This window comes from Cupriavidus sp. 05N38 (assembly GCF_056397345.1).
Window position 1 is genome coordinate 21706 of the sequence record NZ_JBFTNF010000057.1, and the last position, 26320, is coordinate 48025.

The following is a 26320-nucleotide window of genomic DNA, read 5'->3' on the forward strand; positions in this document are numbered from 1 at the left end:
GGGCGTCGCAGGCTCGCGGGGCACCGGCGGTGCGGCATGCCGGGATACTCAATGTATGAGACAAGGCGCCCCGGGATCGGGGTGCAAACGCCCGCATTTCCATTGGCCGGAAATGACCGGTGGTTTTTACAGTAGCTTCTCCTAAACTCGGCCGAAATACGGCACGCCAGCATCGCTGGCGCCGAGAACAAGGAGACCTGGCATGGCCCACATTCTTCGTCGCCGCAGGGCGTTGCTGCTGGCCGCGCCCGCGGCATTCTGCGGCGCCTGGCTTGCGCGCGCGCAGGCTGGCGGCTTTCCGGACAAGCCGCTGCGGCTGGTGGTGCCGTTCGCCGCGGGTGGCCCCGTCGATGGCATCGCACGCATGCTTTCGCGCGAGATGGGTACCAGGCTGACGCAGCCGGTGGTGGTGGAAAACCGGCCGGGCGCCGGGGGCATCATCGGCCTCGGTGCCATTGCCAACGCGCCGGCCGATGGCTACAGCATGGTCCTGTCGTCGATCACCCTGGTCACGAATCCGGCGTTGATGCCGACGCTGCCTTTCGCGGCGGACCGGGACTTCGCGCCGGTCACGGTGGTCGGCTTCATCCCGCATGCGCTGGTGGTGCGCGGTGATTATCCGGCCCGCACGCTGCAGGACCTGGTCGACATGGCGCGCAAATCTCCCGGTACCATGAACTACGGTTCGTCCGGGAATGGGACCTCCGCCCATCTTGCCGGCGCGATGTTCGCGCAGCGCGCGGGCATCCGCGCCGTGCACGCGCCTTACCGCGGCGCCTCGCCGGCGCTGACCGATCTGCTGGGCGGGCAGATCCAGTTCATGTTCCTCGACGTGCCGACCGCCTTGCCTTACCTGAGGTCGGGCAAGCTGCGCGCCCTGGCGCTGGCCCCCAGTCGCGGGGCGTCGGTGCTGCCCGATGTCCCGACCATTGCCGCCTCCGGCTATCCCGGATTCGATATCCACGCCTGGTATGGCATCCTGGTCCGTAGCGGCACGCCGGCCGATATCCAGCAGCGGCTGTACCAGGAAGCGCGGCGCGCTATCCAGAGCGAGCCCGGGCAGCGCTACCTGAAGGCACAAGGCATCGAGCCCGGCGGCATGGCGCCGGCCGAGTTCGGCGAGCTGATCCGCAAGGACCTGGCCAGCTGGCGGGGCGTGGTCGAGCAACTGCATATCGCCCTCCAGTAAGCCCGACAAGCCCGACAAGCCCGACAAGCCCGACAAGCCCGACAAGCCCGACAAGCCCGATCATTCCAGCAATTCCAGCAATTCCAGCAAGATCCCTCCGGAGCCCCAATCATGCGAATTGTCATTCCCGACGACTACCAGCGCTGCGTCCGTGAGCTGCGCTGCTTTTCCCGGCTCGCCGGTCACGACGTCGCCGTCTTCCATGACAACGTCAAGACCCTCGATGCGCTGGCCGACCGCTTCGGCGCAGCCGACGCGCTGGTGCTGACGCGCGAGCGCACCCAGATCACGGCGGCCCTGCTCGACCGCCTGCCCGGGCTGCGGCTGATCAGCCAGACCGGCAAGGTCGCCGGGCATATCGACCTGGATGCCTGCACGGCGCGCGGGATCGCGGTGGCCGAGGGCACGGGGTCGGGCGCTGCCACGGCGGAGCTGACGTGGGCATTGATGCTGGCAAGCCGCCGCCACCTGGTCGCCGAGGTCAACCGGCTGCGCAGCGGCGGCTGGCAAGGCGCGCTGGGGCAGGAGTTGCGGGGCCAGCGGCTTGGCGTCTGGAGCTATGGCCGCATCGGCAGGCAGGTCGCCGCCTACGGCCGGGCCTTCGGCATGCAGGTCTGGGTGTGGGGCCGGGAAGGGTCGGTGGCGGACGCCCGGGCCGACGGTTTCGAGGTGGCGCCGTCGCGGGATGCCTTCTTTGCCGAAAGCGATATCATCAGCCTGCATATCCGGCTGAACGCCGAGACCGAGGGATTGATCGGCGCGGCCGACCTCGCGCGCATGCGCCCGACCGCGCTGCTGGTCAATACGAGCCGCGCGGAGCTGGTGGCGCCGGGGGCGCTGGCGGCGGCACTGCGCGCCGGCCGCCCGGGTTTTGCCGCGGTCGATGCCTACGAGCAAGAACCGGTGCTGGACGCCGGGCATCCCTTGCTCCATCTTGACAACGCGCTCTGCACCCCGCACATCGGCTTTGTCGAGCGCGACAACTATGAGGCGTACTTCGGCACCGCCTTCGACAACATCAACGCCTTCTTTGCGGGCTCGCCGCAGAACATCGCCAACCCCCAAGTCCTGGCGGCCCTGCGGGCCTGATGCGGCGAGGCTCGTTGCCGCATCCCCGGACGCCGGCGGACGCGCGAGCCTGAGCGCCGTGCCCGGCCAGGGGCGGCGGCGCCCGCCCGACGCGGCGGTTGGCGCCGCCGCCCCGATGGCCTCCCGGGCAGGCGGCCCGCATGGGTCGCGGTCTTCGGCACCACCATCCCCACCATCCCCACCATCCCGACCCACCCGCGTCATGGCACCCGGCCATGCGGCGCGGCCCTGATCATGCCCCTGCGTGCAATACTGGATGCATATACAGTGTTGCGCGGCGTGCGCGCGCTGGCAGGAAGGGCGAGCGTGGAATGCGGCCTGACACTTCCCACGCAGGCACCCGCGTGAGAGCATGCTGGCTCTGCCAGTTGATATGCCTCGGCAGTATCCGCGCTATTGCTGGATAATTGCGGGGCGATGCGGCCACTGCGGGTTGTTTTTCCGCAGGGCGCCGGAGAAAGCCGCATTCAAGGGCTTCCCGGCCTGGCAGCGCGCAATGCTGGTAGTGCCCGGTGGGGACCGGGCGCGGAGGGAAATGGAGTCTTGCCCGCCGGGTTGACGGGGCAAGGAAAACAGGCAGGACTTATCGCGGCATCGGGCCCGGCACCGGCCGCGATCATAAGAAGACGATTTGCATCAATACAATTTTGCGGGGTAAGGCTGTGATACGACATGGACTTTGCGGGTTGCTGCTTGCGCTGTGCTGTCTGGGCACCGCAGTCGCGAGCGGACCTGATTGCTCACGCCCGTTCACGCTAGCGCTGCATGACCATGGCCTGCTTTATTCGCTCGAAACCGATACAGGCATCGACAAGGATTTCGCCGACGAACTGGTCCGGCGCAGCGGCTGCCAGGTCAGGGTCAGCCTTATGTCGCGCGCCCGCATCTGGAAGCTGATCGAGTCCGGCGCACTCGATTTCAGCCTGTCCGGCATCGCCAGCGCCGAACGCAATCAGTACGCCTCCTTCGCCTGGTACTTCAGCAATAAATACTATTTGCTGGTGCGCAAGGACGCCGGCATCGGCAAGCTGTCCGATTTCGAGCATAACGACCAGTTTCAACTCGGCGTGATCCGCAGTTTCCGCTACAGCGATTCCGCCAACCAGCTGGTGGACAAGCTCGCGGCAGCCAACCGCGTCAGCCAGGCCGGCGGGCTGGAGCCGCTGTACGAGGCGCTGGTGCGCCAGCGCATCCAGGGCATGATCATCGAGCCCTTCGACTACCCGGCTCTCGACGCAAAGCGGATTCGCGATGTCACCGCGGTCGTCGAGTTCAACGACCCGRCCGTTCCGCACGGCCTGATCATGTCGAAGAAGGCGCTGCCGGTGGCCGAGCAGGACAAGTGGCGTGCGCTGGTGAACGACATGCGCGCGGACGGCACCGTGCGCCGGATCTTCGAGAAGTACTTCAAGCGCGATCTGGTCGACTCCATGGTCGATTTCAAGGCACCGCTGTGAGCTGGGCTCGCCTGATCCTGCTCCCCTTGCTGATCCTGTGCACCGGGCTCGGTGTGACATGGGCAGTCTGGGACCACGAACGGCAAGCCTCCCGGCATGAAGTACAGTCCCAGTTCGATTTCGCGCTGGGCGATGCCGTCAGCCGCATCGAGCAGCGGATGGCCACCTACGAGCAGATGCTGCGGGGCGTGCATGGCATGTTTGCCGCCACCGGCACGATGGACCGCGGCAGTTTCCGCGACTACGTCGGCGCGATCAACCTCGATGGGAACTTGTCCGGCATCCAGGCCGTCGGCGTCGTCAAGTGGGTGTCGGCGCCCGGCAAGGACGCCCATGTCGAGGCAATGCGCCGGCTCGGCATCGCCGGCTACGACATCCGGCCCGACGGCGCGCGCGGCGGCTACGCCCCGATCATTCAGCGCGAACCGTATGCCGAAGCCAAGGCGCGCGTGCTCGGCTTCGACGCCTGGGCCAGCCCCGAGCGGCGGCTCGCCATGGAACGGGCGCGCGATTCGGGCCTGGCCACGGTGTCCGGGAAGGTGCAGCTGGCCGTGGACGCGCAGGCGGACGAGGACCCCAGTTTCGTGATGTACCTCCCGTTATATGCGCGCGGCCAGCCACAGGATACCGTCGCCCAGCGTCGTGCCAGCCTGGTGGGCTGGGTCTACGCGTCGTTCCGCATGCGGGAGGTGATCGCCAGCCTCTACGGCGAGCAGCCGCCCGGCCTCTCTCTGACCATCTACGACGGTGTCGAGCCATCCACGGCGGCACTTCTCTATCGTTCGCCCGACGCCAGGGCGGGGCACCCGGGTTCAGCCTTGTCGGCCAGTGAGTACCTGGTCGTGGGAGGGCACAACTGGATGCTCTCCATGGCCGCCCACCATGACTTCAAGGCCCGCTTCGGACGCAACTCGCAGACACTGATCGCCGGCACGGGCGCGGGCCTGAGCCTGCTGCTCGCGCTGCTGGCCTGGGTCATGGTGACAGGCCGCAGCCGCGCGCTGCGGCTGGCCTCCAACATGACCAGGGAACTCCGCGAGAGCGAAGAGAAATTCCGCGCCATCGCCGACTGCACGGTCAACCTGGAGATCTGGTGGGGGCTGGACGGCAAGCCACGCTGGATCAATCCGTCGGTCATGGAGTACACCGGCTACGCCGTGGAAGAATGCCTGGCGATGCGCGACTTCGCCGGCACCCTGGTCCATCCCGAAGATTTTCCGCGTGTCGCGCTTGAGCTCCTGAAGGGGCGCCAGGGGCTTCGCGGCGACGATCTCGAGTTCCGCTGCCTGCGCAAGGATGGCTCGCTGCTCTGGCTTTCCGTCTCCTGGGGGCCATTCCACGATGCCAGGGGCATGTTCACGGGCTTCCGGCTCAGCGGGCGCGACATCACCGAGCGCAAGCTGCTCGACGCCGAGCTTCGTATCGCCGCGGTCGCCTTCGATTCGCTGGAAGGCATGATGGTCACCGATGCCAGCGGCACTATCCTGCGCGTCAACTCGGCATTCACCGAGGGTACCGGCTACACGGCCGACGAGGTGGTGGGCAAGACGCCGCGCATACTCAAGTCGGGGCGTCATGACGAAGCGTTCTTCCGTGACATGTGGGACACCATCCACCGCGTGGGCGGATGGCAGGGCGAGATCTGGGATCGCCGCAAGAATGGCGAGATCTACCCGAAATGGCTCACGATTGCAGCGGTGCGCGGACGGGACGGGCGGGTGACGCACTATGTCGGCACGCATCACGACATTACCGAGCGCAAGATCGCCGAAGACCGGATCAAGGAACTGGCCTTCTTCGATGCCCTGACGCGGCTGCCCAACCGTACCTTGCTGGCCGATCGCCTGAAGCAGGCCATCGCGGTCAGCGCGCAGAGCGAAGCCTCCGGCGCGTTGTTGTTCGTTGACGTAGACAACTTCAAGACGCTCAACGATACGCTGGGCCACGACAAGGGCGACCTGCTGCTGCAGCAAGTCGCCGAGCGCCTGACCGCCAGCGTCCGCGAGGGCGACACGGTGGCACGGGTAGGCGGCGACGAATTCGTCGTCGTGCTCGGAGGCCTGAGCGGAAACCGGCAGGAAGCGGCCAGCCAGACCGAAGCGGCGGGCGAGAAAATCCTCGCCGTTCTCGGCAATCCCTATCATCTGGCCGGCATCGAGTATCGCAGCACCGCAAGTATCGGCGTGACCGTGTTCAAGGGGCATCAGGCCTCCATCGATGAGCTCCTGAAGCAGGCCGACCTCGCCATGTACAAATCGAAGGAAAGAGGGCGCAATGCGATGTGCTTCTTCGATCCGACCATGCAGGCCGTCGTGGTGGAGCGGGCCGCGCTCGAGGTCGGCCTGCGCAAGGCAATCGACGAAGACCAGTTCCTGCTCCATTACCAGGCGCAGGTGACCATCGACAATCGCATCACGGGCGCCGAAGCGCTGGTGCGCTGGCGGCACCCCGTGCGTGGCATCGTGTCGCCGGCCGAATTCATCCCCCTGGCCGAAGAGACCGGGCTGATCCTTGCGCTGGGGAACAAGGTGCTGGAGATCGCCTGCAACCAGCTGGCGCGCTGGGCGCGCCAGCCAGGGATGGCCCATCTCACGATCGCCGTGAATGTCAGCGTCCACCAGTTCCGCGCCCCCGACTTTGTCGACAAGGTGCTGGGCATCATCGAGCAGACCGGAGCGAACCCGAACAGGCTGAGGCTGGAGCTGACCGAGAGCGTGCTGGTGGACAATGTGCAGGACATCGCCGAGAAAATGTCAGCGCTCAAGGCCATGGGCGTGGTTTTCTCGCTGGACGATTTCGGTATCGGATATTCGTCGCTGTCCTATCTGAAGCGCCTGCCGCTGGACCAGCTGAAGATCGACCGCTCGTTCGTGCGTGACATCCTTGTCGACCCGAACGATGCCGTCATCGCCAAGACCATCGTGGCGCTTGCGCGCAGCCTCGGGCTGCAGGTGATAGCCGAAGGCGTCGAGACCGAAGCGCAGCGGGACTTTCTTGCCGGCGCGGGGTGTTATGCCTATCAGGGCTACCACTTCTGCCACCCGCTGCCGATCGAGGATTTCGAATCGTTCGTAGGCGGGTTTGAATTCCGCCAGCGCGCATCCGAGCTATCGGCGCAAGAGGATTGAACGCCGGATGGCGGGTGTGCCGTGGCGCCCGCACCGGGCCGGCATGCCCCGCCCGCATCCCAGCGGATGCGCGCATGGTGTGCGGGAACGCGCCGCCGGCCCGGCCTTGCCCGCGTTCCTGCCGACGGTACGGCCGAGCCTTGTGACAGCCAGCCGGCATTTCTCGCCGGGATCTGTGGCCGCGGTATCCGTTTGAGCTTGAGCGTGCTCCATGGCGCATATTCGGCGAGCCGCCGGCGGGGCTGCCGGCACCTGGCCGCGGTTCGCGCCGCACCGGCCAACGCGCACGGCGCGGCATGCCCGGAGCCGCCGTCGGCGGTCTACTATCAGGTCTGGTATCGATGCGGAAGCCAGGCCGCGCCCCCGCACCGCGCTCGCTATCCGGCGCCGGCTCCGAACCGGCGCGGATGTCACAAGCCGGGGGTGCCAATCGTCTAGAGGCTGCCATGAACGACAAGACCGACACCTTTACCCGCCTTCGCCCTCGCTTGCAGGGCATCGCCTATCGCATGCTGGGCTCTGCCGCCGAGGCAGAAGAAGTCGTGCAGGACGCCTGGCTGCGCTGGCACGAAGCCGCAAGCGAGGATCTGGACAGTACGGAGGCCTGGCTGGTTTCCGTCACCACGCGCCTGGCGATCGACAGGCTGCGCACCGCCAAGGTCCAGCGCGAACACTACATTGGCACATGGCTGCCGGAGCCGCTGCTGTCCGAATCCCCGGTCACGCCAGAGCACATCCTGGAGCGCGCCGACGACGTATCCATCGCCTTTCTCGCGATACTGGAGCGCCTGGGGCCCGAAGCCCGCGCAGCGTTCTTGCTGCGGGAAGTGTTCGATGCAGACTATGGCGAAGTGGCCGAGGCGCTGGGCAAGACCGAGAGCGCATGCCGGCAGATCGTCCATCGCGCGAAGATACAGTTGCAGGACGAGCGGCCCCGCCATGTGGTCCCCCGCGAGACCCAGCTCCGCCTGTTGCGCGGGTTCGCCGACGCCGCGACACGCGGCGAGTTCACCGCGCTGAAAGCGATGCTTGCCGACGACGCGCAGCTGATCGGCGATGGCGGCGGCAAGGTGCCGAGCTTTGGCGTTCCGCTCGTCGGTGGCCAGCGTATCGCGCAGCTTTTCCTCGCCACAACGCTGCGGTATCCCGGCGCCATGCAGTTCGAAGTCGTCACGCTCAATGGCCAATGGGGCCTGCTGCGCTTCATCAACGGCGCGATCGAATCGGCCCTGGCCATCGAAACGGATGGTGAGCGCATCGTGCGCATCTATGTCCAGCGCAATCCCGACAAGCTTGCGCGCATTGCCGCCGCGCTGGGTCGGGAGCTCGCTGTCACAAACCAGCCCCCTCAGACGTCTTGAGCATGTGTATCCCAAGCACTTACTCAAGGTGAAAACATGAACCAGCCGCGACTCCCCTGGACCGATATCTCTCCCAAGGCTTATCAAGCGATGGTCGGCGTCAGTGCCGCCACGGCAAAGTCTTCGCTCGGCGCGAGCCTGATCGAACTCGTGCAGACCCGCGTCTCGCAACTCAACGGCTGCGCCTTCTGCCTCGACATGCATGCCCGCGATCTGCGCAAGCAAGGTGAGACGTGGCAGCGCATCAACAGCCTGTCGACGTGGCGCGAGACCGGCCTGTACAGCAATCGCGAGCGCGCCGCGCTCAACTGGGCCGAGACGATGACGAAGCTCGTCGAATACCACGGCAGCCGTGATGCCGATTTCGATGCGTTGAAGTGCCAGTTCAGCGATCAGGAAATCGTCGAGCTGTCCTGGACGATTGCCCAGATCAACGCCTGGAACCGCATGGCCATCGGCATGCAGCTGCCCGTGGCGGAAAAGCCTATCGAGTAAAGCCCAACGGGTAGACCCCATCGGGTAGAACCCATGGCGCAGAGCGCCGCAGCTGGCCTGGATTACCCGATCGAGGTCTGGGCCAGGAAGCGGCGCTGGCCGGCAGGGCAGTTCTCCCGCCGGCCMGCGATGAGGCCGCTGCCTCCGATGATTACCACTTTCATGTCGTGTCCTTCTTCGTCGAGAAATTCGGGGCGGCGACATCATGTAGCCATCCCTGTGGCACAGGACGTTTCATGAGGTCCGCTTGTGACAGGCCGGGCGAATAAAGTCACGGCCAGCCGGGTTGCGGTCGCCCGCGCTCGACATGCATGTTCGTCATGGCACCGCACGTGCTCCCGCAGGGGCTTTGTTACGCATGGGGCATGTGCCGCACAGGGCGAACGCGCCGGCCGGGCGAGCAGATGGCACTGGCAAGTGCGGTCTGAAGTGCTAGGCTTAACTGGCCACCCGGCACCCGGCGGCTCTGGGGCAACGCTGCAGAGCCGCCACTGCGAGTTCGCAAAGCGCCATGGACAAGCCCATCATCATCGCGGTCGACGACGATCCCGAGGTCGTGGACGCCGTTGCGCGCGACCTGCGGCTGGGCTACGGCGAGCACTACCAGGCACCGTGCCTGGTGAAGGTGGCGATCGACCGGGACAGCCTGGCGCAGATCGCGGCAGACCTGACGGCGCCGCAGTTCATCGCCTGCATGCACTGGCTGGTGGCCACGCTGGACCTGCGCGCGCTGATGGAAGAGACGCGGCGCGGCGCGCAGCGTATCTCCGAGATCATGCGCGCGATCGTCATCCGCACCCGCCGCGAGCTTGACTGCGCCGTGGTCGAAATCATCGACAACGGCCCCGGCATCGCGCCCGATGTCATGCCGCATCTGTTCGAGCCGTTCTTCACCACCAAGCCGCCGGGCCAGGGCACGGGGCTCGGCCTCGATATTTCCTACCAGACCGTGGTCAACCGGCATGGCGGGGCCATCCACGTCAAGTCGCATCCCGGCGAGACCACGTTCCAGGTCCGCCTGCCGCTCGCGCCGCAAGAGCCCGCGCGGGATCCACCCCCCTGACCGCAGGAGCCGACGCCATGGATACCAGGACCCAGCCAGCCGAAGACCAGCATCGCGCCACCGACCCGCCCGGCCGGCAGATCCCCGGGCAGGTGGTCTTCGTACTGCAGGGCGGCGGCGCGCTGGGCGCCTACCAGGCCGGTGTCTACCAGGCGCTGCACGAAGCAGGCATCGAGCCCGACTGGGCGATCGGCACGTCGATCGGCGCGATCAACGGTTCGATCATCGCCGGCAACAAGCCGGAGAACCGCCTGCCGCGGCTGCGGGAGTTCTGGGAGCGCGTGGCGCAGCGCGGGCCGCTCGGGCTGACGCGGCTGCTTTCGGGCGGGGACAACACCTTGCAGAACCTGGCCACCCTCACGCAGGGCATCCCGAACTTCTTTGCGCCCAATCCCGCCGCCTGGCTGGGGCTGCGCATGCCGCTGGGCGTGGACCAGGCTGGCTTCTACTCCACCGCGCCATTGCGCGAGACGCTCGGCGCGCTGGTCGACTTCGATTACCTGAACCAGAAGCACATGCGGCTGACCGTCGGCATGGTCAATGTCTGCAGCGGGCGGATGTGCTACTACACCAACCGCGACGCCGCCCTGAGCATGGAGCACCTGCTGGCATCCGCCGCGCTGCCGCCGGGATTTCCGGCCATCCGGATCGAGGGCGAGGCGTACTGGGACGGCGGTATCTGTTCCAACACCCCGATCGAGGCCGTGCTCGACGACTACCCGCGCCGTGACTCGGTGATCTTCGCCGTGCAACTCTGGCCGGTGCAGGGGCCGGAGCCGCAGACGATCTGGGAAGCGATGGGGCGGCAGCGGGACATCCAGTATTCGAGCCGCACCGAGACGCATCTGGCGCGCCAGAAGCAGTTGCACCGGCTGCGGCACGTGATCCGCGAACTGGCCAGCCATATTCCCGAATCCGAGCGCGGCACGCCCGTGGTCAAGGAGTTGCTGGGCTGGGGCTGCCATACCACCATGCACGTGGTGGAACTGAAGGCGCCACCCTTCGGCGGCGAAGACCTGACCAAGGATATCGACTTCAGCGAAGATGGCATCGAGGCACGCTGGAACGCCGGCCATGCCCATGGCAGGCAGGTGATCGCGGCCGCGCCCTGGCATGACGCGCTGGACCCCATCGAGGGCATCGCCGTGCATGAGACGGTGGGCGTGCCAGGGTAGGGCCGTCGCATGCGCCGTCCCGTACGGGCGCCTTTTCGATTTCGCATCGCCCCGCGCAGGCATGGTGGGCCACACGCGCGCGGCTGCCCACCGGTTTCCGCGGGTTTTCCCTTTCTTGAGTTCTGCCTCTCCATCTTATTTAATTCAACGTGAATTAATTAATAGCGCGACCCGATCGAGAAGTGATTCGCACGGCGCCTGAACAGTCTTCGGAGACAGCATGACCTCTGGCAAATCCGGCCGCGGCGTCAATTCCGCCAGCCTTCGGCTCTACAACGAGCGCGCCTTGCTGCTGGCCCTGCGCCACGCCGGCGAGGCGTCCAAGGCCGACCTGGCGCGCATGGCGCAGCTCACCAACACCGCGGTGGGCAGCATCGTGCAGTCGCTCACGGAGGAAGGCCTGATCCACGCGGCGGGGCGCCGCCAGGACGGGCAGCGCGGCCAGCCGGCCAGCCTGATCCGGTTGGAGCCCAAGGGCGCGTTCGGCATCGGCGTGCGGCTGGACCGCGCCAGCATCGAATGCGTGATGGTGGACTTCGGCGGCGAGATCCTGGCCAGCCGCGCGCACCAGATGATCCTGCCGCATCCCGAGCAGGCGCTGGCGCTGGTGCGCGACGACGTGGCCGCGCTGCGCGCGCAGCTGGCGCCGGCCGAGCGCAAGCGGCTGCTCGGCGTGGGCGTGGCCCAGCCCTACAACCTCGGCGCCTGGCTGCGCGAGCTGGACCTGCAGGACGCGGCGTCCCAGGCTACCTTTCGCGCCTGGGACGCGGTGGACTTCGCCGCCGAGCTGGCCGATGCCACGCAGCTGCCGGTGTTCGGCGAAAACGACGGCACCGCCGCCGCGGTGGCCGAGCTGTTCTACGGCGGCCACCATGCCCAGCACTTCCTCTATGCCTTCCTCGGCCCCGCCATCGGCGGCGGCGTGGTGCTCAACGGCGATTGCGTGCGCGGTGTGTCGGGCAATGCCGGCGACATCGGCATGATGCCGGTGCCGCCCAGCAAGCTGGCCTCGGCGCCGCCCGGCGGGCGCAGCCGCGACATCCTGCTGGCGCGTGCCTCGCTCAACGCGCTGACGCGCCACCTGCGGCACCATGGCGTGACGGTGGACAGCCATGCCGACCTCGAAACGCAGGTGCGCGCCGGCCATCCTGCCGTGGCCGAATGGCTGGACGACTGCATCGACGCACTGGCGCCGGCCATGCAATCCGCGCTGGCGGTGCTGGACGTGCCGCTGGTGATCCTCGACGCCGATATCGACGCCGGCCTGCTCGACGCGGTGATCGCGCGGCTGCAGCGCGCGCTCGACGACAACGCCCCCGAGGCCCGCCGTCCGGCCCGCGTGATGCGCGGCTGCTTCGGCGCCAACGCCGGCGCGGTGGGTGCGGCCTCGCTGCCGATGTTCATGAAATTCTCGCCGCGCGCGGAGCTGCTCAAGGGCGCGTCCGCCATCATTCCGGAGGCCAACCATGCCATCGTCTGACCAAGCCGCCACCAACGCCACTTTCGCCACTATCGCCACTATCGCCACCGACAACCCGGCGCCGCTGCTGGCGCTGCGCAATATCTCCAAGACCTTCCCCGGCGTGCGCGCGCTGCGCAACGTGGAGCTGACCGCCTACGCCGGCGAGGTGCATGCGCTGATGGGCGAGAACGGCGCCGGCAAGTCCACGCTGATGAAGATCCTCTCGGGCGCCTATATCGCCGACCCCGGCGGCGAATGCCGCATCGACGGCCAGCCGGTGCAGATCGACGGCCCGCAGGCGGCGCGCGCGCTGGGCGTGGCGGTGATCTACCAGGAGCTGAGCCTGGCGCCCAACCTGAGCGTGGCGGAGAACATCTACCTGGGCCGCGCACTGCAGAAGCACGGACTGGTGGCGCGCGGCGACATGGCGCGCGCGTGCGAACCCACGCTGGTGCGCCTCGGCGCGGACTTCCCGGCCACCGCCTGCGTGGCGGGCCTGTCGATCGCGCAGCGGCAGCTGGTGGAGATCGCCCGCGCGGTGCATTTCGATGCGCGCATCCTGGTGATGGACGAGCCCACCACGCCGCTGTCCACCCACGAGACCGACCGGCTGTTCGCGCTGATCCGGCAGCTGCGCGGCGAGGGCATGGCCATCCTCTACATCAGCCACCGCATGGCTGAGATCGACGAGCTGGCCGACCGCGTCACGGTGCTGCGCGACGGCGGTTTCGTCGGCACGCTGGAGCGCGCCGCGCTGACCCGGGCGGCGCTGGTCAAGATGATGGTGGGCCGCGATCTGTCGGGCTTCTACACCAAGACCCATGCCAAGCCGGGCCAGCATGGCGAGGTGATGCTGTCGGTGCGCGACATGGCCGACGGCCGGCGCGTCAAGGGCTGCAGCTTCGAGGTGCATGCCGGCGAAGTACTGGGGCTGGCCGGGCTGGTCGGTGCCGGGCGCACCGAGCTGGCGCGGCTGGTGTTCGGCGCCGATGCGCGCGTGCGCGGCGAGGTGCGCGTGGCCGGACCGGCCGGGCTGGTGCCGCTGCCGACGGGCGGCCCGCGCGCCGCCATCGACGCCGGCATCGCCTACCTGACCGAAGACCGCAAGCTGCAGGGCCTGTTCCTGGACCAGAGCGTGCACGAGAACATCAACCTGATGGTGGCCACGCGCGACGCGCTCGGCCTGGGCCGGCTGAACCGGCCTGCCGCGCGCCGCCGCACCAGCGCCGCCATCGACATGCTGGGCATCCGCGTGGCGCACGCGCAGGTCAACGTGGGCGCGCTGTCGGGCGGCAACCAGCAGAAGGTGATGCTGTCGCGGCTGCTGGAGATGATGCCGCGCGTGCTGATCCTCGACGAGCCCACGCGCGGCGTGGACATCGGGGCCAAGTCGGAGATCTACCGCCTGATCAACGCGCTGGCCGAGAGCGGCGTGGCCATCCTGCTGATCTCCAGCGAGCTGCCCGAAGTGGTCGGCCTGTGCGACCGGGTGCTGGTGATGCGCGAGGGCGCGCTGGCCGGCGAAGTGCTGCCCGGTGCCAGCGCGGCCGAGACGCAGGAACGCATCATCAGCCTGGCCACCGGGGCCGCGCAGGAGGCGGAACAAGCGATGTTCCCGCGCGACGGCGGCCCGGGCGGCACGGGCGGCACGTTCGCCCAGGCCGGCGGCCATCCATTGCATTGAGCGCGGCACGCCAGCCGCCCCCGATCCGCATGGTCCGGCACAGTCCGGCACGGTTCGGCACAGAGATACGCAGCGACACACAGTGACAACGACGCCGGCCCGCGCTTACGCGGCGGCCGGCGCAGGAGACAGCCATGCATGAATCGATCCGCCATCCCGCCCGCTCGGCCAACGCCGCGCCGGTCCTGGCCACCACGCAAGCCGGCCAGCGCGCCGCGCACGGTCGCGCCACCACGCAGGAGCGCCTGCGCGCGCTCGGCATGCTGCCCGTGCTGGTGCTGCTGTGCCTGGGCTTCTCGCTGCTGGCGGACAACTTCGCCAGCCTGCAGAACCTGTCCATCGTGGCCCAGCAGGCGTCCATCAACATGGTGYTGGCCGCGGGCATGACCTTCGTGATCCTGACCGGCGGCATCGACCTGTCGGTGGGCTCCATCCTTTCCATCTCGGCGGTGGTGGCCATGCTGGTATCGCTGGTGCCGCAGCTCGGCGCGCTGGGCGTGCCGGCGGCGCTGGCCTGCGGGTTGCTGTTCGGTCTCGTCAACGGCGTGCTGGTGGCCTTCATGAAGCTGCCGCCGTTCATCGTCACGCTGGGCACGCTGACGGCGGTGCGCGGCCTGGCCCGGCTGGTGGGCCAGGACGGCACGATCTACAACCCTGACATCGGCTTTGCCTTTATCGGCAACGGCGAGGTGCTGGGCGTGCCCTGGCTGGTGGTGATCGCAGCCGCCGTGGTGGCGGTGTCGTGGTTCGTGCTGCGCCGGACCGTGCTCGGCCTGCAGATCTACGCGGTGGGCGGCAATGCCGAGGCGGCGCGGCTGTCGGGCATCAAGGTGTGGGTGGTGCTGCTGTTCGTGTATGCCGTATCGGGTCTGCTGTCCGGCCTGGGCGGCGTGATGTCGGCCTCGCGGCTGTACGCGGCCAACGGGCTGCAGCTGGGCCAGTCCTACGAGCTGGATGCGATTGCCGCGGTGATCCTGGGCGGCACCAGCTTCGTCGGCGGCACGGGCTCCATCGCCGGCACGCTGATTGGCGCGCTGATCATCGCGGTGCTGTCCAACGGGCTGGTGCTGCTGGGCGTGTCTGACATCTGGCAATACATCATCAAGGGCCTGGTSATCATCGGCGCGGTGGCGCTGGACCGCTACCGCCGCAAGGATTCGGCGCGCACGTGAGCGGCATGCGCAACCACGGCGACAGGAGACTCGACATGTCCAGATCATCTTTCACGGCGCTGGCGCTGACCGCCCTGGCGTCCCTGGCGGCACTGTGCCAGCCCGGCGACGCCGGCGCGCAGGACGCATCGGCGGCTACCGCCACCGTCGTCGCACCCGGGCCCGCACGACAACTGAAGAAAGTGGGCGTCACGCTAGGCTCGCTCGGCAACCCGTACTTCGTCGCGCTCGGGCGCGGCGCCGAGGCCGCCGCCAGGCAGGTGAACCCCGCCGCCAAGGTCACCGTGCTGTCGGCCGACTACGACCTCAACAAGCAGTTCTCGCATATCGACAGCTTCATCGTCTCCAAGGTGGACCTGATCCTGATCAACGCGGCCGACGCCCGCGCCATCGAGCCAGCGGTGAAGAAGGCGCGCCGTGCCGGGATCGTGGTGGTGGCGGTGGACGTGGCTGCCGCCGGCGCCGACGCCACCGTGCAGACCGACAACATCCAGGCCGGCGCGCTGGCCTGCGGCTTCCTGGCCGACAGGCTCAACGGGCAAGGCAACCTGATCATCCAGAACGGTCCGGCGGTGTCGGCGGTGCTGGACCGCGTCAAGGGCTGCAAGACGGTGCTTGGCAAGCATCCCGGCATCCACATCCTGTCCGATGACCAGGATGCCAAGGGCTCGCGCGAGGGCGGCCTCAACGTGATGCAGCTATACCTGACGCGCTTTCCCAAGGTGGACGCGGTGTTCACCATCAACGACCCGCAGGCCGTGGGCGCCGACCTGGCCGCGCGCCAGCTGAACCGGCGCGGCATCGCGATCGCCTCGGTGGACGGCGCGCCGGACATCGAGGCCGCGCTGAAGGCCGACACCTTGGTGCAGGCCTCGGCCAGCCAGGACCCGTGGGCCATCGCGCGGACCGCGGTGGAGATCGGCGTGGGGCTGATGAATGGCCATGCGCCCGCCAGCGCCACCGTGCTGCTGGCGCCCGCGCTGGTCACGCGGGCCAACGTCAACGACTATAAAGGATGGGCGGCCCCGCGCTGAACGGCGCCGGCGCCATATCCGACCGAACCGACATCGACGCATATCAACCCATATCAACCCATATCAACCCATATCAACCAACTGGTGACATGATGCCAAGCAAAGCCGTAGCCCCGGTGCCCGAGTTTGATTTTGTCCTCTTCGGCGGCACCGGCGATCTCGCCACGCGCAAGCTGCTGCCGGCGCTGTTCGATGCCCACCGCGTGGGATCGCTGCACCCGCGCGGGCGCATCCTTGCGCTGGGCAGCCAGCCGCTCGGCCTGGATGCCTACCTGGCGATGCTGGAAGCCAAGGTGCGTCCCGGCTTGCCCGCCGCCGCGGCGGCTGAAGCGTGGCAGCCTTTCGTGGAGCGCATCGTCTATCTGCAGGTGGACGCCAATGCCCCGGAGGGCTTCGATGCGCTGGCCGAGGTGGTGCGCAGCCGGGCCGCGCCGGTGGTGGTGTTCTACCTGGCGACCGGGCCGCACCTGTTCGTGCCGATCTGCGACCAGCTGGCGCGCACCGGGTTGAACCACGCTGGCGTGCGCATCGTGCTGGAGAAGCCGCTGGGCCACGACCTGGCCTCGTCCGACGCCATCAATACCGCGGTGTCGCGGCATTTCGCCGAGGACCAGATCTATCGCATCGACCATTACCTGGGCAAGGAGTCGGTGCAGAACCTGATGGCGATGCGCTTTGCCAATGCGCTGTTCGAGCCGCTGTGGCGGCGCGAATGGGTGCGCGACGTGCAGATCACCATTGCCGAGGAGATCGGCGTGGACAAGCGCGGTGCCTTCTATGACGGCATCGGTGCGCTGCGCGACATGGTGCAGAACCACCTGCTGCAACTGCTGTGCATGGTGGCCATGGAGCCGCCTTCGAGCCTGTCGGAAGATGCCATCCGCGACGAGAAGCTGAAGATCCTCAAGGCGCTCAAGCCCATCGCGCTCGACGAGGTGGCAGAGAAAGTGGTGCGCGGCCAGTATTGCCGCGGCGCCGCCAGCGGCGACGCGGTGACCGGCTACGTCAACGAGTCCGCCATCCCGTCCGACAGCCAGACCGAGACCTTCGTCGCCATCAAGGCCGAGATCGCCAACTGGCGCTGGGCCGGCGTGCCGTTCTACCTGCGCACGGGCAAGCGCATGCAGGAGCGCCTGGCGGAGATCGTCGTGCAGTTCCGCGACGTGCCCTATTCGCTGTTCCCGCGTTCGCTCGACCATGAGCCAGGCAACCGCCTGGTCATCACCCTGCAGCCCGAGGAGAGCATCCGCCTGGACTTCATGGTCAAGGCGCCGGGCGACACGCAGGCGCTGCAACCCGCCACGCTGGACCTGCAGCGCATGCTGCCGCGCTGGCAGGGCAACCGCAACGATCGCAAGATGGGCGCCTACGAGCGCCTGCTGCTCGACGTGATCCGCGGTCGCCTGGGGCTGTTCGTGCGGCGCGACGAGCAGGCCCAGGCCTGGCGCTGGGTCGCGCCCATCCAGCAGGCCTGGCACCTGAACAATACGTCGCCCAAGCTGTACACCGCCGGCACCTGGGGCCCGGCCTCGTCCAGCGCGCTGCTGTCGCGCGATGGCGCAGTGTGGCACGAGGAACTGTGAGTCGTGCGCGGCGTGCCTTGCATGGCCCGCCGCGGTTTTTCCCCAAGCATCGAGGAGCATTGAAGATGTCCCAATCCCTGCCCAGCTGGCACCGCCTGCAGATCCACGCGCAGACCATCCGCCAGGCGCGCCTGCGCGACTGGTTCGAAGGCCGCGCGGGCGAGGCGCGCGGCGCCAGCTTCGTGGTGGAAGCTGCCGGCCTGACGCTGGACTACGCCAAGAACCGCGTCGACGACACCACCCTGAACCTGCTGTTCGCGCTGGCCAGCGAGGCCGGGGTGGCAGAGCGGCGCGACGCCATGTTCCGCGGTGAGCCGGTCAACGTCACCGAACGTCGCGCCGCGCTGCACGTGGCGCTGCGCGCGCGACCCGAAGACGACTTCCAGGCCCAGGGTGTGCCGGTGGCCGGCGAGGTGGCGGCGGTACTCGCGCAGATGGAACGCTTCACCGAGGCCGTGCGCGGTGGCGAGTGGCGCGGCTGGGATGGCCGCGTGATCACCGACGTGGTCAATATCGGCATCGGCGGCTCGGACCTGGGCCCGCGCATGGTGTGCCGCGCGCTGGCCCATCTCGATGACGCCGGCCCGCGCATGCACTTCGTCGCCAACGTGGACGGCAGCGACCTGGCGCGCGTGCTGGCGCGGCTGGACGTGGCCGGCACGCTGGTGGTGGTCTGCTCGAAGACCTTCACCACGCTGGAAACCATGGTCAACGCCAACACCGCGCGCGACTGGTTCCTGCGCCAGGGCGTGCCGCGGGACAAGCTGGCGCGGCATTTCGTGGCCGTTTCCACCAATCGCGATGCGGTGGCGGCGTTCGGCATCGACCCCGTCAATATGTTCCCGTTCTGGGACTGGGTGGGCGGGCGCTTCTCGCTGTGGTCGGCGGTGGGCCTGTCGATCGCGCTGGCGGTGGGCTTTGCGCGCTTTCGCCAGTTGCTGGACGGTGCGCGCGCCATGGACCGGCACTTCGCCGATACCGAGCCGCGCGCCAATATGCCGCTGATCCTGGGCCTGCTCGACGTCTGGTACCGCAGCTTCCTCGGCACCGCCAGCCGCTGCGTGGCGCCGTATTGCGAGCCGCTGGAGCTGCTGCCGGCCTTCCTGCAGCAGCTGGAAATGGAGAGTAACGGCAAGTCGGTGCAGCTGGACGGCAGCGTGGCAGAGCGCGGCACCGCGCCCGTGGTGTGGGGCACCACCGGCACCAACGGCCAGCACGCCTATTTCCAGATGGTGCACCAGGGCTCGCACTGGATGCCGGTGGACTTCATCGCCACGCTGGAGCCGGTGTTTCCCGTTCCCGGCCATCACAGCAAGCTGCTGGCCAACTGCTTCGCCCAGGGCGAGGCGCTGCTGCGCGGGCGCACCGCCGACGAGGTGCGGGCGCTGGGCGTGCAGGACGAGGCGCTGGTGCCGCACCTGGTGTTCGAGGGCAACCGTCCCAGCAACACGCTGCTGCTGCAACGGCTGGACCCCTGGCATCTCGGCGCGCTGATCGCGTTGTCGGAGCATCGCACCTTCGTCCAGGGCGTGCTGTGGAACATCAACTCCTTCGACCAATGGGGCGTGGAGCTGGGCAAGCAACTGGCCGCGCCCATCGCCAGCGAACTCGAAGGCGGCCCGGCCCGGGCGCACGACGCCTCCACCGCCGGCCTGATCCGCCGCGCGCTGGCCGCTTCGTCCGACTGGCAGGGCTGAGGCACCGCCTCACACGACACAGCGAGAGCAATATGACGACAACTCCATCGCCCACCTATGTGGTGTTCGGCGAAGCCCTCACCGACATGGTCCACCAGGGTGGCCAGGACTGGCTCGGCCTGCCGGGCGGCTCGTGCTGGAACGTGGCGCGCGTGGGCGCGCGGCTGGGTGTGCCGACCGCCTTCGCGGGCGCGGTCAGCGTCGATACGCTGGGCGACCAGCTGGCCCGGGCCAGCGCCGAAGCCGGGCTCGATGCGCGCTATCTGCAGCGCGTGGCGCGCTCGCCGCTGCTGGCCTTTGTGGGCGCCCAGCATCCGCCCCAGTATTTCTTCGTCGGCGACGACAGCGCCGACCTTTACTTCGATCCCGCCAGGTTGCCGCCGGGCTGGCGACAGGCCGCGCGCACCGTGCACTTCGGCTCGCTGAGCCTGGCGCGCCAGCCGCTGGCCGCCCGCCTGTGCGAAGAGGCGACGCTGGCCGCGGCGGCGGGCAAGCGCATCGCCTTCGATCCCAATTTCCGCGCGCCGATGCGCGAGCCCGGCTATCAGGCCGTGTTCGCCCACCTGGCGGGTCTGGCCGACCACATCAAGGTGTCGGACGAGGATCTGCGCGGACTCTATCCCGCGCTGGACGAAGCCGCCGCGCTGGCCGCGCTGCGCGCGCTGGCGCCGCAAGCCAGCGTGCTGCTGACCCGCGGCGCCCAGGGCATGACGCTGCTGCACGCCGACGGTGCCTGCGAGCAGCCGGCCTTCGCGGTAGCGGTGGTGGATACCGTGGGCTGTGGCGACGCAGCCATGGGCGGATGGATGGCGGGGCTGCTGCTCGATCCCGAGGCCACGCCACAGCGCCAGGCTTGCTGGGCGGCGGCCACCGCGGCCATCGCGGCGACCCGGGCCGGGGCCTACGCGCCCACGCAGGACGAGGTGCGGGCGCTACTGGGCGAGCCTGCGTTGTCCGCCTGAGAACGGCATGCGCTACGCGTTCGTCCCGCGGTGCCCCGGAAGGGACGACGTCGGGGGCAAAGATTTGTTGGCCAACATTTTCCAATACTGGTGTACAATCCGGCCTCCGCACGATTCACAATTGCGGTGTTTGTTCCCCGATAGCTCAGTTGGTAGAGCGCCGGACTGTTAATCCGTAGGTCCCTGGTTCGAGCCCAGGTCGGGGAGCCAAACAAGCGGGAGTCGCTCAGTTGGTAGAGCGCAACCTTGCCAAGATCGAGGTCGCGAGTCCGAGCCTCGTTTCCCGCTCCAAAATGGCAAGATTTACCCGCCAGGGTATCGTGAGAGCGCCCGCATCAGGTCGCCTCCCAATCGAGAGGGTGCCCGAACCTCCCGTAGCTGCCAACATTCCATCCGCTAAAGATACGAAACCAAATCCCGCATCTCGTCGATATCGGGGTGGACATACTTCATCGTCGTATTGAGACTCGTATGTCCAAGCGGAAGCTGAACAAGCTTCGGGTTCTTCGTCACTCGCATCAATTTCGCTCCGGTCGTGTGGCGGACGCGATGGCAGGATGCACCTATCCCATGTGTATTAGCAGCTGAAATAACAGGCTCAGCCTGGTGATCGCGGTGAGTACGCTCTCGATTGGTTCCACATCGCCATGCGGGTACAGAACCTCGAACAGATGATCAAGGGCAGGCCGGCACGCTGCGACGACGGTCCTAGCAACGCAGCCTTGATCAAGGCGCTGCATGGCGCCAAGTGGCACCTGTGGCACGGCTGCCCGCATCCGGCATTGCGCCGACTGGAAAGCCTGGGCTGGGATCTCTGTTGCGTTGACCGGTTGAATCCGCAACCCTCTTCTGCCGTTCGGCCCCGCGCAGCCCCAACGGCAGCTTCCAAGTTGAAACGGACATTTTTGCGGTCATGTCGACCGGCCGGTTCTCAGGCGCAGCGAGCCGGTCAAGGAGGCGCTCGATACCTGCCTCTCATGCAAGGGCTGCCGCAGCGATTGCCCCACCCATGTGGACATGGCCGCCTACAAGGCTGAGTTACTTTCGCACTACTACGAAGACAAGCGCCGCCCGCGCCAGGCCTGGTTTATGGGCCGTATCGGGGAGTGGGCGCCCTTTGCCGCGCGCGTGCCACGCCTGGCCAACTTTCTTACCCAGACACCGGTGCTGCGCGCCATCGCCAAGCGCATTGCAGGCGTGGCCGATAGCCGTGAACTGCCCCAGTTCGCCACCACGCCCTTCCGGGCGCAACTTGCAGCGTACCGGGGCAGGACTGCGGCTCACGTCGCGGTGGCCGATGCCCCCGCGCAGAAGCCCGTGATCCTGTGGGTCGACACATTCTGCGAGAACTTCCATCCGGAAATCGCCATGGCCGCGACCAAGGTCTTGCAGCACGCGGGCTTCCACGCCGTGTTGCCGGAACGCAAGCTGTGCTGCGGCCGTCCGCTTTATKACTTTGGCCTGCTGGATATGGCCAAAGCCAAGCTTGCCGATATCCTGGATTCCCTCGCGCCCTACTTCGATTCAGACGAAAGCGAGGCCGCCATCGTGGGGCTTGAACCCGGCTGCATGTCAGTATTCAAGGACGAACTCCTGCGGCACTTCCCGGACGATCCCCGCGCTAGGCGGCTGGCGTCGCGGACCTGGATGCTGGCGGACTTCCTGGCCGACCAGGGTTACCAGCCGCCGCGCTACGAGATCGACGTCCTGATCCACGCGCACTGCCACCAGAAATCGCTGTTCGGCACGCAGGGCGAGCAGACATTGCTCAAGCGCATGGGCGCCAACTGGACGCTGCTCGATAGCGGTTGTTGCGGCATGGCCGGCTCTACGAGTATGGCATCGTGCGCCTTCCGCCCTGCATCGCCATCCGTGTCGAGGAAATCGAGCATCATGGTGCCTGACCAGATTATCCCGATGGGGTTCGCCAGATTCTTCCCATCGATGTCGGGCGCAGAGCCATGCACCGGCTCGGTAGTTGTCGAACCGGACGCCCGCCAGCAGCTTCCATCGCTCTCCAAGCGAAACCTCATCCTGAAGATGGGCGCCAACATTACGCTGGTTTTCATGCGTCGTTCAGGCGATATGCCACCTTGTCGTTGATCGGGCCGGTGGTGTCGACCGTGGCGCGTGCGAAGCCAAGCGTCCCGGCACTGAGTTCCGCCGTCGTGGCGCGGGTGAACCTCGGTTTCTTCGTGACGATATTGATGGTGCCGCCAGGTTCGCTGCTGCCGTACAGCGCCGCAGCGGGACCCTTCAGGAATTCGAAGCGCTCAACCGTTGAGGCGTCGCGCATCGGATTGTATCCGCGTGATCCGGGAAAACCGTTCATCAGGTATCCCATATCCGTGCTGCTGAAGCCGCGGATGGCGTAGGTGTCCCAGGTTCCGCCAAAGTCATTGAGGCGGGCAATGCCGCTCACATAGTCGACGGTGTCGGCAAGCCGTCGCGCCCAGATCGTCAATCAGTTCCGAGGTGAGCACGCGCACTGACTCGACCGCTGGATCCATTTGAGGCGGCCCAACAATCTGCTCGTACGCTGCGGCAAAACGCAATTCACTGCGGTGCGGCGCGCTGCGATCGGCACCATCGTCGGTGCGACTGCTCTTAAGCTTGTGCCACGCAGCATGACTGCCCGGCTGTGCTGTGTCTTCTTGGCATCCAACCTTTCAGGAGCGTTCTCATGGCCCTTCGGGATTTCAAGGTCCCTACTCTGGACTACCACTTTCACACGGTGGCGCAGCTCGTTGACGCTTCGGAGGTAGGCCTGTGACCTGGGGCATGATCGCCGAACCGGTGGCCGACCTGCTGCCGGACCTGGTCGCGCTGCGCCGCGACCTGCATGCCAATCCTGAGCTGGCCTACGAGGAGCATCGCACGGCAGGTATCGTGGCGCAGTCGTTGCGTTTGCTGGGCCTTACGGTGCACGAGGGCATTGGCGGCACCGGCGTGGTGGGCACGCTGCGCGGCGGCCAGGGCGAGCGGACCGTGGGCCTGCGCGCAGATATGGACGCGCTGCCCATGGTGGAGCTTGGCCGCGCGCCTCATGCCAGCCGCACGCCTGGCAAGCACCACGGCTGCGGACACGATGGCCATACCAGCATGCTCGTCGGCGCCGCTCGGCAGCTTGCGCGCACCGGCGTCGACGGTACGGTGCACTTCATCTTCCAGCCGGCCGAAGAAGGCCAGGGCGGCGCGCGCCGGATGATCGAAGACGGCCTGTTCGAGCGCTTTCCCTGCGACAGCGTCTATGCGCTGCACAACTGGCCCGACCTGCCGCTGGGTCACGCCCAGACGCGCCCCGGCGCCATCATGGCGGCCGCCGACCGGTTCGACATCGTGCTGCGCGGGCGCGGCGGTCATGCCGCGCAACCGCACCACACCCCCGACGCCATCCTTGCCGCCAGCCAGCTCGTGTCGCAATTGCACACCATCGTGGCGCGCCGCATCGACCCCGGCGAATCGGCCGTGCTGTCGGTCACGCGCATCGAGGGCGGGCACAGCCACAACGTGCTGCCGGCCGAAGTGCAGATCACCGGCACGGTGCGCAGCTTCGATGCCGCGTCGCAGGACCGCATCGAGACCGCGCTGCGTGCCATGGCCGATGGCGTGGCGCGGGCGAGCGGCACGCAGGTTGAGGTCAACTACGTGCGTTACTACCCGGCCACCGTGAATACGCCGGCCGAGGCCGCGCTGGCCCTGGACGCGGCACGAGCCATCGGCTTGCAGGCACAGATCGCTCCGCGTGCCGCCTTCACCTCGGAAGACTTTGCCTTCATGCTGCAGCAAAAGCCCGGCGCCTATCTCTGGCTCGGCCAGGGCCGTGCCGAACCGGGGCCAGACGGCGAGCGTCCGCTGCACCACCCTTGCTACGACTTCAACGACGATGCGCTGCCGTTGGGCATGCGCTGGTTCTGCGAAGTCGCCCTGCGTGCGCTGGCGACCGCGCCGTAATTTCAACCGCTCAGCACTTCAGCCACACCATGACCACACTTCAATCCACTCGCCAGGAGAAAGACTTCCTGGGCGTCCGAAGCCTCGATAACACCTTGTACTACGGCGTGCAAACGCTGCGAGCAAAGGAGAATTTTCATCTCTCCGGCCGCCGCATTGGCGAGTACGCGGAATTGGTCAAAGCGCTGGCCCTTGTCAAACATGCGGCCGCCAATGCCAATTACCGGATCGGCCTGCTGGATGCGGCCAAGCATGCCGCCATTGCAAAGGCATGCGCGGAAGTCATTGACGGTGCGTTACATGACGAGTTTGTTGTTGACATGATCCAGGGCGGCGCGGGAACCTCGTCTAACATGAATGTCAATGAAGTGCTTGCCAACCGTGCACTGGAACACCTGGGACAAGAAAAGGGCGATTACAGGCACCTCCATCCCAATAACGACATCAATATGTCGCAATCGACTAATGATGCGTATCCAAGCGCCATCCGTGTGGGCCTGCTGCTTGCCCATCTCCCGCTATTGGAGAGCCTCAGCCACCTCGCTGCGACCCTGGCGAGCAAGGCGGAGCAGTTCGACGCCATCCTGAAGATGGGCCGCACCCAACTCCAGGATGCGGTTCCGATGACGCTTGGACAGGAGTTCCGTGCCATGGCTGACACCGTATCCGCGGACCTCGAGCAGCTTCGCGCGCTCATCCCGGCAGCGCTATGCGCCGTTAATCTAGGTGGTACGGCGATCGGCACTGGCATCAACGCCGACCCGAGCTACCAGGCGATCGCCATCGAGGAATTGTCGGAGCTCTCCGGGTTCCAGATTTGTTCCGCATCCAACCTCATTGCGGCGACATCGGATATGGGCGATTTCGTATTGCTTTCAGGTCTGATCAAGAGGACCGCCCTGCGGCTCTCGAAAATCAGCAATGACTTGCGTTTGCTGTCGAGCGGTCCCCGGGCTGGCCTTGCGGAAATCAACCTTCCGCCGCGCCAGCCTGGCAGCTCGATCATGCCCGGCAAAGTCAATCCGGTCATTCCGGAGGCGATGAACCAGGTGGCGTATGAAATTGCAGGCAATGATGCCGCGCTTACCCTGGCGGCCGAGGCTGGTCAGTTGCAGCTCAATGCCATGGAGCCCCTCATTGCATATAAGCTCTTTGACTCCATCCGGCTACTCGATCGGGCGGTGCGTATGCTGGACCGCGAATGCATCGAGGGCATTACCGCGAATCCGGATCAGTGTTCCGCGCTGGTCCAGCGGTCAATTGGCATTGTGACAGCACTCAATCCATACATTGGATATGAGAATGCCACGCGGATCGCAAGGCTAGCTCAGGAAACAGGTCGCACCGTCGTGGAGCTCGTGCAATCAGAGAAGCTCATTAGCAATGAGCTTCTGGCCGAGATCCTCCGCCCGGAGAACATGGTGGCGCCTCGGGCGGTAGCCAAGGCCTGATAGCAAAGAGGCGGAGTAGAGACGGCTGACAAAGCTGCAACTGCGAGTGTTTGCACCCCTCTCCCAATGGGTCCCAATGGGAGAGGGGCAGGGGTGAGGGCGGGCGTATCCTCGAAGTGGTACGCCGAGATGCTTGCCATGCGCCTGCCCTCACCCCCGGCCTTTCTCCCGCAAGCAGGAGAGAGGAGCATCAATGCGTTTCCAGCAGCACCTGCGCACGCGCAAAGCGCCCGATGGCATAAGGCTCCAGCGGAATCGAGGTACGGCCCGTGGCGATCAGCTCCGCCATGGTTTCGCCCACGCCGGGGCTGATCGCAAAGCCCTCGCCATTGAAGCCGAAGGCGTAGTACAGGCCGGGCACCGT

18 protein-coding genes, 2 tRNA genes and 4 pseudogenes are annotated in these 26320 nt (G+C 67.0%); 20 read left to right on the forward strand and 4 right to left on the reverse strand.

Features of this window, described 5'->3' with window-relative positions; translation table 11 throughout:
* The first annotated feature begins 202 nt into the window (after window positions 1–202).
* The 17 genes from AC1DK4_RS30715 to AC1DK4_RS30795 all read left to right on the forward strand — a co-directional run bounded on the left by AC1DK4_RS30715 (window position 203) and on the right by AC1DK4_RS30795 (window position 20842).
* Window positions 203–1189 (forward strand): tripartite tricarboxylate transporter substrate binding protein, encoded by a 987-nt coding sequence (locus AC1DK4_RS30715; RefSeq protein ID WP_441622479.1) that lies wholly within the window; start codon window positions 203–205, stop codon window positions 1187–1189.
* Window positions 1190–1300: 111 nt separating this feature from the next.
* Window positions 1301–2278, forward strand: coding sequence for a D-2-hydroxyacid dehydrogenase family protein (locus tag AC1DK4_RS30720; RefSeq protein WP_441622481.1), 978 nt, complete (start codon window positions 1301–1303; stop codon window positions 2276–2278).
* A gap of 662 nt (window positions 2279–2940) precedes the next feature.
* Window positions 2941–3735 carry a substrate-binding periplasmic protein gene (locus AC1DK4_RS30725; protein ID WP_477131981.1) on the forward strand — a complete coding sequence of 265 codons (795 nt, stop codon included), beginning with the start codon at window positions 2941–2943 and terminating at the stop codon, window positions 3733–3735.
* Window positions 3732–6863 carry a bifunctional diguanylate cyclase/phosphodiesterase gene (locus AC1DK4_RS30730; protein WP_441622483.1) on the forward strand — a complete coding sequence of 1044 codons (3132 nt, stop codon included), beginning with the start codon at window positions 3732–3734 and terminating at the stop codon, window positions 6861–6863. The genes AC1DK4_RS30725 and AC1DK4_RS30730 overlap by 4 nt, the downstream gene beginning before the upstream one ends.
* A gap of 446 nt (window positions 6864–7309) precedes the next feature.
* Entirely contained in the window at window positions 7310–8224 is a 915-nt protein-coding gene (locus AC1DK4_RS30735) for an RNA polymerase sigma-70 factor (RefSeq protein WP_441622485.1), read from the forward strand.
* 36 nt (window positions 8225–8260) lie between these two features.
* Entirely contained in the window at window positions 8261–8719 is a 459-nt protein-coding gene (locus AC1DK4_RS30740; protein WP_441622487.1) for a carboxymuconolactone decarboxylase family protein, read from the forward strand.
* A 511-nt stretch (window positions 8720–9230) separates the two neighbouring features.
* Complete coding sequence (locus tag AC1DK4_RS30745; RefSeq protein WP_441622489.1) at window positions 9231–9782, forward strand: sensor histidine kinase; 552 nt, start codon at window positions 9231–9233, stop codon at window positions 9780–9782.
* Window positions 9783–9799: 17 nt separating this feature from the next.
* On the forward strand, window positions 9800–10957 hold the full coding sequence (locus AC1DK4_RS30750; RefSeq protein WP_441622491.1) for a patatin-like phospholipase family protein: 1158 nt from the start codon (window positions 9800–9802) through the stop codon (window positions 10955–10957).
* A gap of 220 nt (window positions 10958–11177) precedes the next feature.
* The gene (locus AC1DK4_RS30755) at window positions 11178–12437 is read left to right on the forward strand and encodes an ROK family transcriptional regulator (RefSeq protein WP_441622493.1); all 1260 of its coding nucleotides are present in this window, start codon (window positions 11178–11180) and stop codon (window positions 12435–12437) included.
* Window positions 12424–14103 (forward strand): sugar ABC transporter ATP-binding protein, encoded by a 1680-nt coding sequence (locus AC1DK4_RS30760; protein ID WP_441622495.1) that lies wholly within the window; start codon window positions 12424–12426, stop codon window positions 14101–14103. The genes AC1DK4_RS30755 and AC1DK4_RS30760 overlap by 14 nt, the downstream gene beginning before the upstream one ends.
* Before the next feature lie 134 nt (window positions 14104–14237).
* Window positions 14238–15275: an ABC transporter permease subunit gene (locus tag AC1DK4_RS30765; protein WP_441622497.1), complete on the forward strand. Its 1038-nt coding sequence runs from the start codon at window positions 14238–14240 to the stop codon at window positions 15273–15275.
* 35 nt (window positions 15276–15310) lie between these two features.
* A complete protein-coding gene (locus AC1DK4_RS30770) occupies window positions 15311–16309 on the forward strand; it encodes an ABC transporter substrate-binding protein (protein WP_441622499.1) in 999 nt (332 codons plus the stop codon).
* Window positions 16310–16401: 92 nt separating this feature from the next.
* The gene (gene zwf, locus AC1DK4_RS30775) at window positions 16402–17892 is read left to right on the forward strand and encodes a glucose-6-phosphate dehydrogenase (RefSeq protein WP_441622512.1); all 1491 of its coding nucleotides are present in this window, start codon (window positions 16402–16404) and stop codon (window positions 17890–17892) included.
* Window positions 17893–17957: 65 nt separating this feature from the next.
* Complete coding sequence (gene pgi / locus AC1DK4_RS30780) at window positions 17958–19589, forward strand: glucose-6-phosphate isomerase (RefSeq protein ID WP_441622501.1); 1632 nt, start codon at window positions 17958–17960, stop codon at window positions 19587–19589.
* 32 nt (window positions 19590–19621) lie between these two features.
* On the forward strand, window positions 19622–20551 hold the full coding sequence (locus AC1DK4_RS30785; protein ID WP_441622503.1) for a carbohydrate kinase family protein: 930 nt from the start codon (window positions 19622–19624) through the stop codon (window positions 20549–20551).
* 134 nt (window positions 20552–20685) lie between these two features.
* Window positions 20686–20761 (forward strand) — tRNA-Asn (locus tag AC1DK4_RS30790).
* Window positions 20762–20766: 5 nt separating this feature from the next.
* Window positions 20767–20842, forward strand: a tRNA-Gly gene (locus AC1DK4_RS30795).
* A 105-nt stretch (window positions 20843–20947) separates the two neighbouring features.
* On the opposite strand, the gene AC1DK4_RS30800 is transcribed toward AC1DK4_RS30795, so the two are convergent.
* Window positions 20948–21142 (reverse strand): tyrosine-type recombinase/integrase, encoded by a 195-nt coding sequence (locus AC1DK4_RS30800; protein WP_441622514.1) that lies wholly within the window; start codon window positions 21140–21142, stop codon window positions 20948–20950.
* A gap of 14 nt (window positions 21143–21156) precedes the next feature.
* Here AC1DK4_RS30800 and AC1DK4_RS30805 point away from each other — a divergent pair.
* A pseudogene (locus tag AC1DK4_RS30805) lies at window positions 21157–21366 on the forward strand (ISKra4-like element ISBte1 family transposase); the annotation flags it as partial.
* Between the two features lie 876 nt (window positions 21367–22242).
* Here the strand turns inward: AC1DK4_RS30805 and AC1DK4_RS30810 are convergent.
* Window positions 22243–22524, reverse strand: a pseudogene (locus AC1DK4_RS30810) (isocitrate/isopropylmalate family dehydrogenase); the annotation flags it as partial.
* 101 nt (window positions 22525–22625) lie between these two features.
* A pseudogene (locus tag AC1DK4_RS30815) lies at window positions 22626–23046 on the reverse strand (TonB-dependent receptor plug domain-containing protein); the annotation flags it as partial.
* A 274-nt stretch (window positions 23047–23320) separates the two neighbouring features.
* Between AC1DK4_RS30815 and AC1DK4_RS30820 the strand changes: the two are divergent.
* Window positions 23321–24505 (forward strand): M20 aminoacylase family protein, encoded by a 1185-nt coding sequence (locus AC1DK4_RS30820; RefSeq protein ID WP_441622505.1) that lies wholly within the window; start codon window positions 23321–23323, stop codon window positions 24503–24505.
* Between the two features lie 29 nt (window positions 24506–24534).
* Window positions 24535–25956: an aspartate ammonia-lyase gene (locus AC1DK4_RS30825; protein ID WP_441622507.1), complete on the forward strand. Its 1422-nt coding sequence runs from the start codon at window positions 24535–24537 to the stop codon at window positions 25954–25956.
* A gap of 190 nt (window positions 25957–26146) precedes the next feature.
* On the opposite strand, the pseudogene AC1DK4_RS30830 reads toward AC1DK4_RS30825, so the two are convergent.
* Window positions 26147–26320 (reverse strand): annotated as a pseudogene (locus AC1DK4_RS30830) (sarcosine oxidase subunit beta); the annotation flags it as partial.